Below are 17,527 nucleotides of genomic sequence, written 5' to 3'. Positions count from 1 at the left end.
CAGTTACGGGAAAGCTTGAATCATGCAAATTAGTGAAGCCTGGTTAAGAGATTACGTCAATCCGGCCATAAACACAGAAGAACTGGTCGCGCAATTGACTATGGCAGGCCTTGAAGTCGATTCCGTGACGCCTGCGGCTGCCGTATTCAGCGGTGTCGTTATCGGTGAAGTGTTGGAAATGCAACAGCATCCCGATGCTGACCGGCTAAGAGTGTGCAAAGTCGCTGTCGGTGAAGCAGAGCCTTTACAAATTGTTTGTGGCGCCAGTAATGTGCGCGTCGGGCTAAAAATACCGGCGGCATTGATTGGTGCCGTACTGCCCGGCGATTTTAAAATTAAAAAATCCAAACTGCGGGGTGTGGAATCGTTCGGCATGCTGTGCTCGGAAAAAGAACTGGGCTTGGCGGTTGATGCCAGCGGCCTAATGGAGCTGGCGGCTGATGCTCCTGTAGGCACAGATATTCGTGAATACCTGTCACTGAATGACACCATTATTGAAGTCGATTTAACGCCTAACAGAGCAGATTGCCTGAGCGTGGAAGGCATTGCGCGTGAAGTGGCGGTATTAAACCGCATGAACTGGTCACCGGTTCATGTTGAAACAGTCGCAGTAACTCATCAGGACTCATTGGCTGTCAATGTCGATGCCACAGAGGCTTGTCCGCGCTATCTGGGACGCTTAATCAAGGGCGTAAACGCCAAAGCTGAAACACCTTTGTGGATGCAGGAACGCTTGCGTCGTTCCGGCTTGAGAAGTTTGGGGCCTCTGGTTGATGTCACTAATTACGTATTGATCGAGTTGGGCCAGCCCCTACATGCCTTCGATGCCTCTAAGCTAAATGGCGCCATTAACGTGCGCTGGGGTAAAGCGGGCGAACAACTCTCTTTATTGAATGGCCAGGTTATTACGCTGGATCCTGAAGCGTTGGTAATCTCAGATGATCAACAGGCACTGGCGCTTGCCGGTGTCATGGGGGGCAGCGAGTCGGCCGTCAGCGACGAAACGCAAAGCGTATTTCTGGAATGTGCGTTTTTTGCGCCGCAGAGTATTGCTGGAAAAGCACGTCGATTTGGTCTCCATACCGATTCATCTCACCGCTTCGAGCGTGGCGTCGATCCCACCTTGCAGGAAAGGGCGATTGAGCGGGCTACCCAACTGATCGTTGAAATCGCAGGCGGCAGCGTCGGGCCTATAGCCGAGGTAAAAGCTAAATCTGCATTGCTGAAGCGTCCGGCAGTTTTGCTCAGACGTCAACGCATTGAAAAGATACTGGGTATCTCCTTGGCTGATGAAGAAATCGTAGCGATTTTTCAGCGTCTGGGCATGTCCGTAGAAGCTCAGATCGACGGCTGGCAAATTACACCGCCGGGCTTTCGTTTTGATATAGCCATCGAAGCGGACCTGATCGAAGAATTAGCGCGTATATATGGCTACAATAACCTGCCGAGCAGCAGTTTGTTAATGCGCTCTGAATTAGGCAAGGCGACAGAGACTGTGCTGGACATCGATCGGGTTAAAGACCTGTTGGTTGATAGAGGCTATCAGGAAGCCATTACTTATAGTTTTGTTGATGAAGACATTCAGAAGGCAGTGGCGCCTGATGACACTTTTATCAGTTTAAAAAATCCGATTTCTTCGGAATTGTCGGTCATGCGCACCACGTTATGGTGTGGTCTATTGAATGCCGCATTACACAATACCAATCGTCAGCAGAACAGGGTGCGTTTGTTTGAAACCGGTCTGCGCTTCATTAATCAAGATGGGGAAATCCATCAGCAAAAAATGTTGGCGGGCCTGGTCTTGGGAAGCGCCTATGCCGAGCAATGGGGCGAGAAAACACGAAAAGTCGATTTTTTCGACATAAAAGCCGATGTGCAAGCCATGTTTGCATTGACGGGGTGTGACGTACAATTTGCGCCGGCAAAGCAAGCGGCGTTACATCCTGGGCAGACGGCTGAAATTCTGACTCCGGCAGGTGAAAGGATAGGCTGGATCGGCATGCTGCATCCAAATTTGGAAAAACAGCTGGGTTTTGATACTCAGGTTTTTTTGTTTGAATTGGATCAGAACTTATTGTTAAATAAGCTGATTCCGGAGTTCAAGCCGTTGTCGAAATATCCGTCGGTACGTCGCGATTTAGCCTTGATTGTCAAAGAAGAGATCTCGGCCAATGACATCATTAATGCTATTAAAGGTCGTGATGAACAGGCTCTGCAGGACATAGTGATTTTTGATGTGTATCGCGGCAAAGGCGTAGAAGAAGGTTACAAAAGTGTGGCTTTAAGTTTAACCATACAAGATTATTCACAAACGCTAACAGATTCTGAAATAGATACTATATTTAACAGAGTGTTAGACACAGTAATGAATAAAATTAGTGCAAAGCTGAGAGATTGATTTAATGGCATTAACCAAAGCTGATTTTGCCGAAAGGCTGTTTGACGAGCTTGGCTTAAACAAGCGCGAAGCAAAAGAGATGGTCGAATTGTTTTTTGAAGAAATTAAAGGTTCTTTGGAAAATGGTGAGCAGGTAAAAATTTCCGGTTTTGGGAAATTCGAACTCCGCGATAAAAATAGCCGTCCTGGCAGAAACCCGAAAACAGGTGAAGAGATTCCCATAACCGCTCGGCGTGTGGTAACATTCAGGTCAGGTCAAAAACTTAAAGCCCGAGTAGAAGCATATGCTGGAGCCGAGTAATAATAACGAACTGCCGGTCATACCGGCCAAACGGTATTTCACTATAGGTGAAGTCAGTGAATTATGTGGTGTAAAACCACATGTGCTTCGCTATTGGGAGCAAGAGTTCGCTGAACTCAGCCCTGTTAAAAGACGTGGCAATCGCCGTTATTATCAGCGCCATGACGTGCTGATGATTCGGCAAATCCGGTCTCTTTTATATGAGCAAGGTTACACGATCGGTGGCGCCAGAGCTCATCTATCCAGTGATGATGCCAAAGAAGATTCAACCCGCACCAAGCAGTTGATTCATCAGTTGATTGGCGAACTCGAAGATATTTTAGAATTACTTAAATAGATTTAATATAGCAAATGTAGTACAATTTGCCGAATAGCTAGGGGTTGTGTTCGCAATCCTTTCTCAGACACTATCTATATTTCAATACGTCGGGGCGTAGCGCAGCTTGGTAGCGCACTTGCATGGGGTGCAAGGGGTCGGAGGTTCAAATCCTCTCGCCCCGACCAATTGAATCAATGATTTTAAAAGTCAATAAAATCAAAAATACAAAAAATCTCTTTCAGACTAACTCTCGGGCAAACAGTTTTTTCTGTAATACTTGCCGATCATCAGATATAAAAAACCGGCACGGTTAAGTGAGTATGCTCTTGGATCCTTCCAAATGGTTGGCTGCTGCGGATAATTTAACCCGTATTGTTTTGGAGACTTTCTATAGATACGGCCCAATGAAGTTTGAACTTTTTAATTCTGAGCCTGTCGCAGAGCTATGGATAAAGAAGACGCAAGATATCAAACACTGGAACAATTGCACGAAAGGCGAAAGCAAGTTGTGCGCTTACATAAACAAAGCATCAAGGTCATGAAAATTGTCGATCTGACGGGGTTGAGCTATCCAACGGTCAGAAACACGCTGGCTCTGTACGAGCAAGGTGGCTGGAAAGCGATCAAGCCAGCCAGTCGTGGTCGTGAAACCGGTCAAGGCCGTCTGTTGACGCCGGAGCAAGAAAAACAAATTCAAGATGCGATCATCGATAAACGCCCGGAACAATTAAAGATGGACTTTTGTTTATGGAGTCGTGCCGCCGTCATGCAACTGATTGAACAGGACTATGGCATCACATTGCCTGTCAGAACAGTCGGCAAATATTTGCGCCGCTGGGGCTTTACCCCTCAGAAGCCGATTAAAAAAGCTTATGAACAGCGGCCCGAAGCGGTGCAGGCTTGGCTTGAAGAAACCTATCCTGTGATTGCCGCTAGAGCAAAAGCCGAAGGCGGCGAAATTCATTGGGGCGATGAAACTGCATTGACGAACACCGATGTCCGCGGGCGAAGTTATGCGCCGGGCGGAAAACGCGAAAAACTTTCGATGATTGCCACGGTGACCAATCAGGGGAAAGCCCGCTGGATGATTATTGACGAAGCCTTCAATGCGACCAAACTGATTGAGTTCCTGCAAGCTCTTATCAAGGATACAGGCAAAAAAGTCTTTTTGATTGTCGACAATCTACGTGTACATCATGCCAAGCCGGTTAAAGTTTGGTTAGCCGAACAGGTCGACAAAATCGAAATGTTCTATCTGCCCAGCTATAGTCCGGAACTGAATCCGGAAGAACGTTTGAATGCTGATCTCAAACAGGCCATAGGTAAAAAAGTACCTGTGAGAACGAAGGCTAAGTTGCGTGATGCGGCCAATGAATATATGACTGGTTTAGAAAACGCTCCTGAACGGGTTCGGAGCTTTTTCCAGGACAAACACGTAAAATATGCCGCTTAAAACTTCAAGGGGCCGGATCAATAATATAGCGATGATCTACGGCGAGCATTCTGCATGAAATTCTTCCTCGAGCACGTTGAGTTGCTCCCGGTCCGCTTCCAGTTCATCCTCCAGCTCTTGAATTCCACTCATAATCTCCTGGATTCGTTCAGGATCTGGATTAGGCTGGCGTTGCAGTTCACTAAGGTGCTCTCTTTGATTTTCAATTTCGCCCTCCTTGATTTTGATCGCTTGCTTCAAAGAATTAATTTCTTCCGCCGTCCTCTCGCAGAAAGTTCCGGTTGGATGATCACTCTCGGGTGGTTGAATATGCATGAGTAACCCTCCTTTCTGTTGATGGTGAAAATTAGTGCTATCAGTTCCTAATATGCTAGATAACTAGCTAACGACGACATACAGCGTAGTAGAAAAACCGAGTGATACGATGGTTAATCACTTATGCTGAACTGCCTTGGATTTTCATTATTTTTGCAATAATTATTGTTCATATTTTTGGTTGGATTTCTATTCGTGCCAATACTGTCTAACTTATCAGGCACTGAGCCGATTATGGTAATTTTATGGAAAGAAATTGCCTGTTTGGTTTTGGCCGAACTGCATCATTTGCGAAAGACCGGGTTCGATCAATATAATCCTTCCGTCCAAATAGTAGCTATATCCGATAGCCACTTTTAATCGGGAGCCTCTGCTTTGAAATTCCGCTTCAGTAGATTAGTGCAACAGATAAGCAACAGAGATGCCTTTAATATCTTTGGTCAGCAATTGATTGGCCTGGTTTTATCCAAAACCGGCCTATGTTTCCAGTGGGAATAGCCACTGAGCGAAACCGATGCCATGCGACGACAGATCAGGCCAATGGAGAATTGATTTTCGTTAGCCTTGATCATGACGTATTTCACCTTGACGGCCTCGCAAAGTACGCAACCGCTTTTTCAGAAAAGTCACTTCCTCTTCCAGGCGGGCGTTTTCTCGTTTGAGCCGCACCATTGCAGCTTATTGAAGCTTTTGATCTTCGAATGATTGCCCTTCGGGTTTGGAGATTGCTTTCTTAATCGAGTTTCCGCTAGATCACTACAAGATCACTGTACGTTTCATCATTATTTAAATCCAAATACCCGCCAAGATACACTGGCTGAGGAGCGAATTAGATATGATTGAGAATGTCCCTGGCTGCGGAACTGTTTGAAACGGGCGGTCGTTACAGCGTATGACTTAAGTATTTGTACCAATTTTATGCCGGGTAAAAACGGAACAATATCCTAATGCCAAGCATTTAGCCGAATTGAGATTGATTCAATAGCGTGTCGTCAACGTGGCGGTTATTTAAACCGGGCTCTCGCCTCAATAAGCGAGTCATTTTTTGTATAGTCAAAAGAAAGCCATTAAAGAAGAAACCTCTGGCTGTCGCTGGCTTTTGCCGTGCCTGGTTTTCGACGGGGGTATTCAGCGTGTGCTAATGGGGCAAACAACCCGTGCATAACAACGATTCAACTATGACTTGAACAATAAAATGAAAATCTCAATTGCTACATTTAATGCAGAAAACCTTATCACAGCAGATAAACCAATTTATGACGAGTCCTGGCCTCATTACAATCAGGATCAATACCAGAGAAAAACAGACTGGATAAGGAATCAACTTTTGAAAATGAATGCCGATATTATTGGCTTTCAAGAAATCTTTGAAGAACAAGCGCTCAGAGACTGTTTGACGGGAACTTGCATGGAAAACTGGCCCTTTTTTGTTGCCAACCCTACTGGCAAATACCCTGTGAATGCTATTTTAAGTAGATTTCCCATTGTTGAAACGGAGGTGATTGAGCATTTGCCGTTCGTTTTTGACTTTTTTGATGACAAAGAAATGACTGCGCCTTTAGAAAGTATTCCGGTCAATATCCCTTTGAAAAAGTTTTCAAGAGGCGTTTTAAATGCAGAACTCAAGATCAATGAAAATTTTTCAGTTTTAGTGATTGTTCTGCACTTAAAATCAAAAAGGCCCATATTGCCTGATGGCATTGATCGCGATACAGCAACTTATCCTGAATTGGCCAAAGGCTGTATCCGGTCTTTAATCAGAAGGTCAATTGAATCCTGTGGCGTCAGACAAATTCTGTCAGACGAAATAAATAAAGACGAGTCAAAGCCGATTTTTATTTTAGGCGACTTGAACGACAACGACACTGCCGTGACTAGCCAAGTTATTCTTGGAGAAGAGCCCTTTCGCAAGCTTCTGCCAGAGGAAAGAATAAAAAGATGGACGCATGTTTTTCAAAACTGCAGAGACATTCAGGCACGAAAAAGCATTGAGAATTATCAATACACATATATTCATAATGGGCATTATGAAAGCCTGGACAATATTTTTGTCAGCAATCATTTTGCCGATTTAAACTCCAAAAGAATTGGGCGGATAATTGACGTCCGCTTATACAATGACCATGTCATCGACGATAAAACGTCAATGGATAAAAAACCAGTTTATGTGACAGATCATGGACAGGTTGTGGTCAACATCGACTTGCCTGAGCCAAGCTCTCTGGTTCCGACCGATGCTGGATAGATAGCTATTTGAATAATACGAGAAGCAATGGATCTCGAACTCAATAAGTCTACGTCTTTGGCCGGCGCCATGCCTGTTAATATTCAAAGCACTCTGGTTTTTGCACAGTTAATAGCGGCTATTACGGAAAAATAGTAATTCTCCTATGCAAATATTTTCTCATTTTAATGCTTTAACATTGAGAAAATGAAACACATGCCAACCAACACGACCGGGGCTATCTATCTCGAAATCAATCCAACCTGACTCTACTCGGTATCTATCTTCCCTGAAAGGACTGTGGCCTTTTCTCCGTCCTTATCGAGGGCGAATGGTTCTGGCGTTTATCCTGCTGTGTCTTGGTTCGGCCACAATCCTCTTGGTGCCGTTGGCATTCCGCGACCTGATCGATGCTGGTTTTGGGCAACGGCAAAACGCCAACACTGGGCTATTAAGTTCGCTAAGCTTAAACGGGCGCTTCGCGGTTCTGTCCGGATTGGCGGCCCTGTGGGCATTGACCGTCGCGACGCGTTATTACATAGTAACCTGGCTAGGCGAGAGGGTTACGGCGGATTTGCGCAGTGCCGTGTATGCGCGGGTGCTGGCGCAGACCCCACAATTTTTCGAGACCTTGCAAACCGGCGAAGTGCTGTCACGCCTGACCGGCGACACCACCCTGATCCAGACCGTGGTCGGCAGCTCGGTTTCGATGGGCTTGCGAAGCCTGTTCCAGCTGGTCGGCGGCATGGTCATGCTGGCGGTGACCAGTTTTTATCTGTTCTCTCTGAACCTGGGCCTGATGGCCTTGCTGATGCTGCCTATCTTGGTCATCGGCCGCCAAGTGAAAAAGCTCTCCCGGGAAGCGCAGGACAAAATTGCCGATGCCTCAGCACTGGCCGGCGAGATTCTCAACGCGGTCTCGACGGTTCAGGCTTATACTCAGGAGCAGCGGGAAACCCAACGCTTTGCCGGCCGCGCGGAAATAAGCTTCATCACAGCCATGCGGCGTACCCGCGTGCGTGCGACCCTGACTGTGCTCATTATCACGGCGGTGATGGGCGTCATTATTTTTGTGCTGTGGATCGGTGCGAACCAAGTGCAGGCAGGCCTCATGACGGGCGGACAACTCACTTCTTTTATTCTCTATGCGGCTTTGGTGGCAGGTGGGTCAGGCACCCTGGCAGAAGTATGGGGCGATGTCATGCGGGCGGCAGGCGCAGCCGGGCGCTTGCTCGAACTGCTCCATACCAGGCCTACCATTACCGATGCTCACCCGCGACAGCCTGTCCCGCAACCCGGAAAAGCAGAAATTCAATTCGAGAAGGTCACCTTCCGTTACCCGTCGCGCATTCAGGTGGCTGCGCTTGATGACATCACGCTCGACATTGCCTCCGGCGAAAGCGTCGCGCTGGTCGGTCCTTCCGGTGCGGGCAAGACGACGCTGTTCCAGCTGTTATTGCGTTTTTACGAGGTAACAGAGGGTAACATTCGCTTCAACGGGCAGGATATCCGCCAGGTTTCTTTGCATGACTTACGGGACAAAATTGCCATTGTGCCGCAAGATCCGGTGATCTTTTCGGCCAATGCGCTGGATAATATTCGCTACGGCCGTCCCACTGCCAGCGATGACGAAGTCATAGCCGCCGCCCGATCAGCGCAGGTGGAAGAATTCATATACCGCCTGCCGGAAGGCTATCAGACGTTTCTGGGTGAACGCGGCACGCGCTTGTCCGGTGGACAGCGCCAGCGCATTGCCATCGCCCGTGCGATTTTGAAAAATGCACCGCTTTTGCTGCTCGACGAAGCCACCAGCGCACTGGATGCGGAATCCGAAATTCTCGTACAAGAGGGATTGAATGCGGCCATGCAGGGGCGTACGACCCTGATCATTGCTCATCGGCTGGCTACGGTGAAGAAGGTCAGCCGTATTATCGTGATGGACCAGGGTCGTATCGTCGAAATTGGCGCGCCGGAAGATTTACGCCAACAGAGCGGGCTTTACGCCAGGCTCGCACGCTTGCAGTTTGATGTTTAATCATGTAATCCATAAATTGAATATGTTAAAAAGGCTGGTGGGTTTTCAATAAGGTGGATGACAATAGACACGAAACCAAGCATAGCCTGATAGTTGCTGGCCAAGAAGTGTTCATGGCTTGCGGCAAAAAACGCTTCAATTTTTGACAGAAATGTCCACAGGATTACGTTTCTTTTGTGAAGGCGTTGACCAAAATTTCTGGCTTCTTTGCAGTTTACTTTGGACAGGATTTCTCGTATTGCTTGGCTTTTTCTGCGGTCACGGAGATAAACCAAGTTGAATTATGATCTCTAGGAGTCTGTCGGACTTATCAGCATTTAAATCTCATCAGTTGTAAAATAGTGATGAGTTCAATCATTTTACCGCCATGATTTCTGATGAGTCGCTTTATTCAGTTTGATCGTAACCAACAGTATTTGCTTCCGCCGTCCGTGGACGAATGGTTGCCGGAAGACCACCTGGCACGCTTTATCGTCGAAGTGATCGATCAGCTCGATCTATCAAAACTGACAGGCCATTATTCTGGACGGGGTTCAGCGGCTTATCATCCGGCACTGCTGTTGGCCCTGCTGATCTATGGTTATGCGACCGGCACGTTCTCCAGTCGCAAGATCGAGCGGGCAACCTACGATTCAGTGGCGTTTCGGTTCATTGCTGCCAATCATCATCCCGATCATGACNCCCTGGCTCATTTCCGCAAGACCTTTCTGGTGGAGTTGGAGGACTTGTTCGTACAAGTGCTGACACTGGCGCAGACGATGAAACTCGTCAAGCTGGGACAGATTTCGCTGGATGGTACCAAAATCAAGGCCAATGCCTCGAAGCACAAGGCCTTGTCCCATGGCCACATCGAAAAGCTGGAAGCGCAATTGCGTGAGGAAGTGCAGGCCCTGCTGAAAAAGGCAGCGGACGTTGATCAGGAAGAATTGGCCGACGGTATCGATTTGCCGGCGGAAGTCGCGCGTCGGGAAGATCGCTTGAAAGCCTTGGCGGAAGCCAAGGCCAAGATTGCCGAACGGGTTAAAGAACGGGACGAACAAGCCCAAAAAGACCACCAGGAGAGACTGGCTGACCGGGAGCGCCAGCGCCAGGCGGGCAAAAAACCCCGAGGCCAGGAGCCCAAGGCGCCCGAAACCGGCCCCCAAGCTAAGGACCAGATCAACCTGACCGACGAAGCATCGCGGATCATGCCGAGCAAGGACGGCTTCGTGCAGGGCTACAATGCCCAGGCGGCCGTCGATGTTGACAGCCTGCTGGTGGTTGCCGCCACGCTCAGCCAGCATACCAACGACAAGCGGCAAGTCGAGCCGATGCTGAAAGCGCTGAACGCCTTGCCGGACAGCCTCGGCAAGCCGGAAATGCTGCTGGCCGACAACGGCTACTTCAGCAAAGACAACATCCAGGCCTGTGTGGAGCAAAAAATTACACCCCTCATCGCGCTGGGCCGGGAAGCCCATCATCTGCCATTGGCGGAACGCCTGACGCCGGATGCACCGGAACCTGAAAGCGATGACCCGCTGGTCAAAATGGCCTGGAAACTCAAAACCCAGAGTGGCCGCACGCTTTATGGTAAACGCAAAAGCACGGTCGAGCCGGTATTTGGGATCATCAAACAGGTACTGGGCTTCCGCCAATTCTCGCTGAGAGGTCTTGATGCGGTAGCTGGTGAGTGGAAACTGGTGACTATGGCCTTCAATTTAAAGCGAATGCATGTGCTGGCGGCCGGATAACGGAAAAATAACCCGAAATAGCTCTTGGTTGGGCAGAACCGAAGACTCAATGCCGCCAATAATCCATATCGGTCAAATAAGAATCATAATACTGAACCCTGTCCGACAGACTCCTAGTACACAATAGCCTGTCTCAAGTCCTTAGATAAGCGCATTTGCCTGTCCTATGTTGCCCGCTGTCAGTAACAGTCGCGTAATGTTGTTTAAGGCTTCGACTGTTATTCGCACCAAATCAGTGCTGACTATCTTTCTGACAGATTAAATTTGCACCATATCCATTCGCTACCGTTATTTTCCACTCAGACATAATGAAATAGATTTTTTGAGTTAAGGATGACTATGAGTTTGAGCTAGCCCATATGCACTGTTTTAAACACTGAATAGTTAAGCCTTGTATCGCTTGGCCCAATGTTTGCTTAGGCCATCTCAACTTTAACAGTAAGGATGATTATGAACGAACTACAAGTTATTTGGATGGCAATGTGTGTGATGCTGGTGTTTTTTATGCAGGCGGGCTTTGCTTTGTTGGAATCGGGTGCTTCAAGGGCGAAAAACTCGATTAATGTGTTAATGAAAAATTATATGGATATGTGTCTGGGCGGGCTGATTTTCTGGAGTGTCGGTTTTGGATTGATGTTTGGGGATACTTCAACGGGCTGGCTGGGTACTAACCATTTTTTCCAGCAACAATTCACCACTGCTGAAGCCGTTAAGCTGGCTTATCAAACCATGTTTGCAGCGACTGCCGCAACCATAGTCAGTGGCGCGGTGGCAGAGCGTATGCATTTTAGCACTTATCTGATTTTCAGCGCTTTTGTGACGGGCATCATCTATCCGGTATTTGGCAGTTGGGCCTGGAATGAGCACGGCTGGTTAAGAGCCTTGGGCTTTGTGGATTTTGCGGGTTCAACCGTGGTGCATTCGATTGGAGGCTGGTGTGCTTTGGCAGGAATTATCGTTCTGGGACCTCGTTTGGGGCGCTATTCAAGACAAGGAGAAACGCGCGAAATTCCGGGGCATAATTTGCCGCTTGTAGCTTTGGGCGGGTTTATTTTGTGGTTGGGCTGGTTTGGTTTTAATGGCGGCAGCATCAGCAGTCTGGAGAAAAATAATTTAGGGCTGGTGCTTTTGAATACCCATTTAGGCGGTAGCGCCGGGGCGCTGAGTGCTCTATTGTTTATGTATTTCAGAAAGCAGCCGGTTTTACTGTCGGCGACAGTCAATGGCAGTATTGCCGGATTAGTCAGTATTACCGCAGGAGCGGCTTATTTGTCGCCATTGGCGGCGGTTGCCGTTGGCTTTACAGGTGGTGTTTTTTACCTGTTGGCTGTAAATCTGCTGGACAGATTACAACTTGACGATGTAGTCGGTGCGGTTGCGGTGCATGGTGTTGGTGGTGTATGGGGCACACTGGCAGTGGCTTTGTTTCCGCAGGGCGCCTTTAGTTTTTCTACACTTTTAGTGCAAATGACGGGTATTGTTGCTTGTTTTGTATGGGCATTCCCTACGGCATTCCTGTTTTTTAAATTGCTGGACAACTACCTCGGCGTTAGGGCTTCAACACTGGATGAGCAGCGCGGTCTGGATTACACCGAGCATTATGAAGTAGGTTATCCTGAGTTTCAGAAACGTCTGGATTCAAACGCAGCATAAGGACGATTGACGCTATGAATGATCTTAACAAACGCAGAAGACAAGCCGCCTGGATTTGTTTTGAACCGTATCTTGCCGAGGAACAGCTTTTTAAGGCGATTCATATACTGGAGCGAGGCTATCAGACAGACAGTGTAAGCAATTCGATAGCCTATATCGGCAGAGTCTGTTCAGAGTTCGATATTGGCTCGGAAATCCGCAAATCCCTCTATGGTCAATTTCATAAGTTAATGTCGGAGGGGGCTGATTTACGGATAGATTCCTTGGCATTAGCCCTTAAAAAAAATCAAGCGAAGCCGCGACAAGAAACGGCGGCATCAAAACCTGTGCAAGCGTCGCCAGCACCGGTGTTGTCAATGGTTGAACCGTTAGAGCAACAGGATAAGACTGCCTCGCTGCCTCCGCATACAGTGGTGTTTTCGTATTTTATGCGTCAACTGATTGCGTATCTGCCGGATAAACCGGCCTTATTTGAGATTCTGATGGAATTGGCGAAGAATAAAAGAAACAGCACCGATCATATCAGCCGATGGGCAAGCAATCCTGATAAGTTTGACTGGACGGAAGGTCTGGACGAAAAGACACTCGCCAGCCTGGTGCATCGGGTTTACACGGCCTTTTGTGAGATTATGGGGCCTGTTGCCGCGGATGAATGTTTTCACAAAGCCATGGCGGCTTGTGAACAAAAACCGGAGTCCAGGCAGTTTTCGCCCGCGCGGTTTCTTTAAGCAAAGGCCGACTCGGGCCTTGCCGTTTGCTTTAAGCCGAAGCCTATTGCGCAGATATTGTGTACGTTTCCGTACTGACATTATCTGATTTTATGGATAATATTTCGATTCAAATGCTTCATAAGGAGGCTAGCGATGAGCAATATCGTTGATACTTCAGACAGGGTGCGATCCCACACCTCACGGGCTATTAATCGCCATATAGATCGCGAGATCGAGGCTCGGGTTCGTCGGTACGCGGCCCGAAGCAGAGAAGACATTACACACCGCATATGGGAGCTTGATCACGAGTGGGATATAGAGCGCGTTTTGGAAACCAATGCTTCAGTACTGGCATTTACCGGCCTTTTTCTCGGCAGAAAATACGATAGGCGATGGTTTTGGCTGCCCACTATTGTGCTGCCGTTTCTGTTTCAGCATGCCATTCAGGGCTGGTGTCCTCCGGTCCCGATTTTGCGCCGTTTAGGCGTTCGCACGCGTAAGGAAATCGATCGGGAGAAATATGCCTTAAAGATTTTACGTGGTGATTTTGAAAAGAGCCATGTCGGCGATCGCGCCGAGGCGGCTTTAGCCGCAGTGAAAATGTAATCGGCATTACGATGCCATGCCGGTGCGGTGACAAGCCACACCGGCATGGCATCGGGTTATGGGTGCTCCGCTTCTTTTTGTTTTTCCAGCAGATAGTCCAGCCAAAGATTCGACAGCTTCTCCTGTACCGAATTTTGCCGCAGCCGCTCATGCAGATGCGTGAAGTCCACGCGATCCAGTTCCTGGTCCTGGTTATAGCAGGAATAGACAAAGTATTCTTCGCCCGTTGCCGGATCGGCATGCTTGCACAGGCACTGAGCACAGACGCCCTTCATCATGCACTGCATCGGCGAGTTGATGGAGCCGATGGCTACGTGCTCTTTCAGGTACGGCTGCAATACACCAAAGCGGGCTTGCTTGACGGCCGCCATCATGCGGTCAGAGCCAATGACAACCATATGATCGACTTCGGACAGACTGATGGGCTGATCTCCCAGATTGCCGGTGGCATAGGCGATCATGGCCTCCAGGATATTGCCGATAAAGGTCTTGTCCTGGGGCCGTGACGGCATGATGGGTTCTTCAACATCAGGCGTTTTATTGACGGACCAGATGATAATATCCGAGGCCGCTTCGATATCCTCGACTTTGAAAACATCATGCTTGTTTTTGTAACCGGCAAAATAAATGACGCGGTTGCCGGCCGCCCGCAATGCCTTGCCGATAGAGAACAAGACGGCATTGCCTAAGCCCCCGCCCAGCAGCAGCACGGTTTTATCATGCGGGATTTCCGTCGGCGTGCCCGTGACGCCCATGACGATGAGAGGATCGTTAATATTCCAGTTGGCACACAGACGCGTGGAGGCGCCCATCTCCAGAGCAATCAGCGAGATCGTACCTTTTTCCTTGTCGACCTCGGCGCCGGTCAGGGCGATGCCTTCCGCCGCCAGCACCGTGTCTTCGACGACCGGCGCAAGGGCTTCAAAGTTCTGCACCCGGTAGAATTGCCCCGGCTGGAATCTCCTGGCCTGCATCGGTGCCTTCACGATGACTTCGATAATGTTTGGCGTCAGGCGGTTGATAGCCACTATCCTGGCCGTCAGGGCTTCGTCTAGGGCCGAGAACAGGGTTCGCAGCGCTGTATCGCGTTGCGTCTGCTGTGCGGGGTCCAGGGCGGCCAGTTCTTCTTCGAACAGTTTGACAATATAAGGATAACCGTCTCTGGCGCTGGCCATGGCCTTGACGACATTGCCGGCATAGACCGGATGGTTGTCGCCGCCGAAACTGATGAATTTATTGCCTTTCCGGTAGGAGGTCAGCGGAGCCGGCTTGCCCAGTTTCGGAGCGGTCTTGTCAGCCATGGGAACCAGTTCCAGGTTGCTGTCCAGCCATTCGGGCTGGTAGCGCTGGAAGAACTGCTTGTCCATCTCGAAAGTGCCGGGATGCTCGCTTTGATAAATCGTATTGGGCGATGTGCCGGCGGCGATATAAAGGTTGCGCAATGGCACGGTCACGTTGTTTCCTGAGATGACCCAGCTGTCGCCTTCCAGAACCATTTTCTCGAACAGTACCGCTTTCAGATGGCCATGCTCATCGGCCAGTGCCTGCTTAGGGCTCATACCTTCGGCCAGGGCGATGCCTTCAGTCAGAGCCGAGGTAATTTCCTCGTGATTTTGCCGATAGGCCGGGGAATCCTTGATACCCTTGCGGTAGAACAAAGTAACGCCGCCCCATTTTTCGAGCAGCGGATGAAAGTCCGGTTTCTCGCCGGCAGCTTCGGCGCGCTGGCGTTCGGCCCGTATTTCCTGGCCGTGGGTCAGAAATTCATCCAGTATTTCGATTTCTTCCTCGTCATAACGGATGCGTACGGTTTTCTCTCCGAACACCTGCACCAGCTTTTCATAGCGCGTCAGTATTTTCTCGACCTGTACCGGATAATAGGCCAAGAGTTCCGTGCAGGTGTCGATCGCGGTCAGACCGCCGCCGATGACGCCGGCCGGCAGGCGCACGTGCAGGTTGGCCAGCGATGAGGCTTTGGCCGCGCCGGTCAGTTGCAGCGCCATCAGGAAGTCGGAGGCTTTGCGGATGCCTCGGATCAGGTTGTTCTTCAGGTTGATAACGGTCGGCTTGCCTGCGCCGGTCGCGATGCTGATATGGTCGAAGCCCATGTCCCAGGCATCGTCGATAGTCAGTGTGCCGCCGAAACGGACGCCGCCGTAGGCCCGGAAATTATGGCGGCGAAGCAGGTTGACATAGATGACTTTCAGGAAATTCTTGTCCCAGCGCACCGTGATGCCGTATTCGGCCACGCCGCCGAAACCGGCCAGCCTGCGCTTGTCCAGTTGCTCGTAGAGTTCGCTGAAATCCCGAATCGGTTCGGGCGGCGTGTCGGCATCGCCGATCAGGTCATGGGGCAACGGCTCCAGTTTCAGGGCGTCGATGGCCGCGACGCCGAAGCCTTCATTCAGCAAGTAATGGCTCATAGTGTAGCCGGCCGGCCCCAGCCCGACCACCAGCGCGTTTTTGCCGTTATAGGGCAGGGCATAAGGGCGCTTGACGTTCAGCGGGTTCCAGCGCGTCAGCAGGCTGTAAATTTCAAAGCCGTAGGGCATGAACAGCACGTCGGTCAGGACATTGGTTTCGATCTGCGGAATATTGACAGGGTCGGTCTTTTGGAAGATACAGCCCTTCATGCAGTCGTTGCAGATACGATGGCCGGTGCCGGGGCACATGGGGTTGTCGATGATGATGATCGCCAGTGCGCCGATATTGTCGCCCTGGCGCTTGACCACGTGCATCTCGGAGATTTTTTCATCGAGAGGACAGCCGGTTATGACGACATCCAGAGGATTGGTTTTATAAGTATGGGTTTTCTTGTTGCGCATGCCTTTGGAGCAAGAGTCCGTGTCCCGCTCGTGGCAGTAGATGCAATGGTCGACTTCATACAGTACCTGTCTTTCATTGAAACGCGGATCGGTCAGCGCAAAGCCATCGCGCCGCTTGCGTAATGTCTTGGGTCCTATCCAGGTTTTGTAGGGTCCGTGATCGATGATTTCATGCTCGACGAGATCGTCGAAATCCTGTTTGCCAGGCGTTTTGAAGCTGAGCCAGTCTGTGACTTTTTGGCCGACTTGTGGGTCTTCGAGCGCGACGAAGCTCCAGCGCTGAACGATGTCCAGCAGGCGGCTTACGAATTCGGGCGCATCCTGTAGTGCCAGTATGTCGGCAAAGACGATAGCGGCCGATCCGTGCGCGCTCAGGTTCCGGTGCAGCGCCTCCACGGCTTGATCCGCATTTCCGTAGTCGCTGTTTTGGCCTTTGGCGATGAGCGTATAATGTTTGGCCAGTCGCGCCAGTTCAGAGCCTACGCGGGCTACGCGATGCTCATCATCAGTGTCGGCATTGGTTCCCGGGAAGCCCGCCTCGATCAGCAGTTCAAAGCGGCTTGTTACAGTTGAAATGTCCCATTGGCTGATATCCTGGCCCTTGAATAGCGTACCGAGCTTTCCGACGACTTCGTGTTTGTAGGCATAGATCGTATCAAACTCGTCCTTGATTTTTATGGTCTGCGCCTGTTGTTGCCCGGTTACATTGAACAGCCTGGCGACGAATTGGCCGACATAAGGTCCCATGCGCACCAGCAGGTCGGAAATCTCCACCGGCTCCAGGCCTGCGCCCTGAGTCAGCCGGTAGTCTTGAAATGCCGCGAACAGTTCAGGATTTTGCTGCTCGACCGTCGTATCGAACACATCCAGCAAGTCTTTCAGACGTGCGGAGTTGTATAAATCCGCGTAGGTGAAGCCGGGGATGCCCGGCTTAAAGGTGTTCTGTGCCATACTTTCT

At 49.8% G+C, this 17,527-nt stretch carries 12 protein-coding genes and 1 tRNA gene; 11 read left to right on the top strand and 2 right to left on the bottom strand.

The window, feature by feature from the left end:
• Window positions 1–22 precede the first annotated feature (22 nt).
• From pheT to METLU_RS0111950, 5 genes are all read left to right on the top strand, one after another.
• On the top strand, window positions 23–2,398 hold the full coding sequence (gene pheT, locus METLU_RS0111970) for a phenylalanine--tRNA ligase subunit beta (protein ID WP_027158414.1): 2,376 nt from the start codon (window positions 23–25) through the stop codon (window positions 2,396–2,398).
• Between the two features lie 4 nt (window positions 2,399–2,402).
• The gene (gene ihfA / locus METLU_RS0111965; RefSeq protein WP_020157696.1) at window positions 2,403–2,699 is read left to right on the top strand and encodes an integration host factor subunit alpha; all 297 of its coding nucleotides are present in this window, start codon (window positions 2,403–2,405) and stop codon (window positions 2,697–2,699) included.
• Window positions 2,683–3,036 carry a MerR family transcriptional regulator gene (locus METLU_RS0111960; protein ID WP_027158413.1) on the top strand — a complete coding sequence of 118 codons (354 nt, stop codon included), beginning with the start codon at window positions 2,683–2,685 and terminating at the stop codon, window positions 3,034–3,036. Before ihfA ends, METLU_RS0111960 begins: the two co-directional genes overlap by 17 nt.
• A gap of 90 nt (window positions 3,037–3,126) precedes the next feature.
• Window positions 3,127–3,203: transfer RNA gene (locus METLU_RS0111955), tRNA-Pro, on the top strand.
• A gap of 260 nt (window positions 3,204–3,463) precedes the next feature.
• A complete protein-coding gene (locus METLU_RS0111950) occupies window positions 3,464–4,471 on the top strand; it encodes an IS630 family transposase (RefSeq protein WP_027158412.1) in 1,008 nt (335 codons plus the stop codon).
• A 36-nt stretch (window positions 4,472–4,507) separates the two neighbouring features.
• Here METLU_RS0111950 and METLU_RS0111945 read toward each other — a convergent pair whose 3' ends face one another.
• Window positions 4,508–4,786, bottom strand: a complete 279-nt coding sequence (locus METLU_RS0111945) for a hypothetical protein (RefSeq protein WP_027158411.1) — start codon at window positions 4,784–4,786, stop codon at window positions 4,508–4,510.
• A 1,195-nt stretch (window positions 4,787–5,981) separates the two neighbouring features.
• On the opposite strand from METLU_RS0111945, the gene METLU_RS25225 reads away from it, so the two are divergent.
• The 6 genes from METLU_RS25225 (at window position 5,982) to METLU_RS0111910 (ending at window position 13,744) form a co-directional block, all read left to right on the top strand.
• A complete protein-coding gene (locus tag METLU_RS25225; protein ID WP_051299891.1) occupies window positions 5,982–7,031 on the top strand; it encodes an endonuclease/exonuclease/phosphatase family protein in 1,050 nt (349 codons plus the stop codon).
• Window positions 7,032–7,341: 310 nt separating this feature from the next.
• Complete coding sequence (locus METLU_RS0111930; RefSeq protein WP_081679091.1) at window positions 7,342–9,045, top strand: ABC transporter transmembrane domain-containing protein; 1,704 nt, start codon at window positions 7,342–7,344, stop codon at window positions 9,043–9,045.
• Between the two features lie 377 nt (window positions 9,046–9,422).
• A complete protein-coding gene (locus tag METLU_RS0111925) occupies window positions 9,423–10,775 on the top strand; it encodes an IS1182 family transposase (protein ID WP_027158409.1) in 1,353 nt (450 codons plus the stop codon).
• A 450-nt stretch (window positions 10,776–11,225) separates the two neighbouring features.
• On the top strand, window positions 11,226–12,428 hold the full coding sequence (locus tag METLU_RS0111920) for an ammonium transporter (protein WP_081679090.1): 1,203 nt from the start codon (window positions 11,226–11,228) through the stop codon (window positions 12,426–12,428).
• Between the two features lie 14 nt (window positions 12,429–12,442).
• On the top strand, window positions 12,443–13,156 hold the full coding sequence (locus tag METLU_RS0111915) for a hypothetical protein (protein ID WP_027158407.1): 714 nt from the start codon (window positions 12,443–12,445) through the stop codon (window positions 13,154–13,156).
• A 135-nt stretch (window positions 13,157–13,291) separates the two neighbouring features.
• Complete coding sequence (locus METLU_RS0111910) at window positions 13,292–13,744, top strand: hypothetical protein (RefSeq protein WP_027158406.1); 453 nt, start codon at window positions 13,292–13,294, stop codon at window positions 13,742–13,744.
• Between the two features lie 56 nt (window positions 13,745–13,800).
• On the opposite strand, the gene METLU_RS0111905 is transcribed toward METLU_RS0111910, so the two are convergent.
• The gene (locus METLU_RS0111905) at window positions 13,801–17,520 is read right to left on the bottom strand and encodes an FAD-dependent oxidoreductase (RefSeq protein WP_027158405.1); all 3,720 of its coding nucleotides are present in this window, start codon (window positions 17,518–17,520) and stop codon (window positions 13,801–13,803) included.
• Window positions 17,521–17,527 lie beyond the last annotated feature (7 nt).

It is taken from the genome of Methylobacter luteus IMV-B-3098, assembly GCF_000427625.1.
GTDB classification, from domain to species: Bacteria; Pseudomonadota; Gammaproteobacteria; order Methylococcales; family Methylomonadaceae; genus Methylobacter; species Methylobacter luteus.
Note: the sequence above shows the minus strand (reverse complement) of the source record. Positions and strands in the feature narration are given on the sequence as shown.

Coding starts and splice junctions, on each gene's coding strand:
- METLU_RS0111910 (WP_027158406.1), top strand. CDS start 13,292: ATGAGCAATATCGTTGATACTTCAGACAGGGTGCGATCCCACACCTCA.
- pheT (WP_027158414.1), top strand. CDS start 23: ATGCAAATTAGTGAAGCCTGGTTAAGAGATTACGTCAATCCGGCCATA.
- METLU_RS25225 (WP_051299891.1), top strand. CDS start 5,982: ATGAAAATCTCAATTGCTACATTTAATGCAGAAAACCTTATCACAGCA.
- METLU_RS0111960 (WP_027158413.1), top strand. CDS start 2,683: ATGCTGGAGCCGAGTAATAATAACGAACTGCCGGTCATACCGGCCAAA.
- METLU_RS0111905 (WP_027158405.1), bottom strand. CDS start 17,520: ATGGCACAGAACACCTTTAAGCCGGGCATCCCCGGCTTCACCTACGCG.
- METLU_RS0111920 (WP_081679090.1), top strand. CDS start 11,226: ATGAACGAACTACAAGTTATTTGGATGGCAATGTGTGTGATGCTGGTG.
- METLU_RS0111930 (WP_081679091.1), top strand. CDS start 7,342: ATGGTTCTGGCGTTTATCCTGCTGTGTCTTGGTTCGGCCACAATCCTC.
- METLU_RS0111950 (WP_027158412.1), top strand. CDS start 3,464: ATGGATAAAGAAGACGCAAGATATCAAACACTGGAACAATTGCACGAA.
- METLU_RS0111945 (WP_027158411.1), bottom strand. CDS start 4,786: ATGCATATTCAACCACCCGAGAGTGATCATCCAACCGGAACTTTCTGC.
- METLU_RS0111915 (WP_027158407.1), top strand. CDS start 12,443: ATGAATGATCTTAACAAACGCAGAAGACAAGCCGCCTGGATTTGTTTT.
- ihfA (WP_020157696.1), top strand. CDS start 2,403: ATGGCATTAACCAAAGCTGATTTTGCCGAAAGGCTGTTTGACGAGCTT.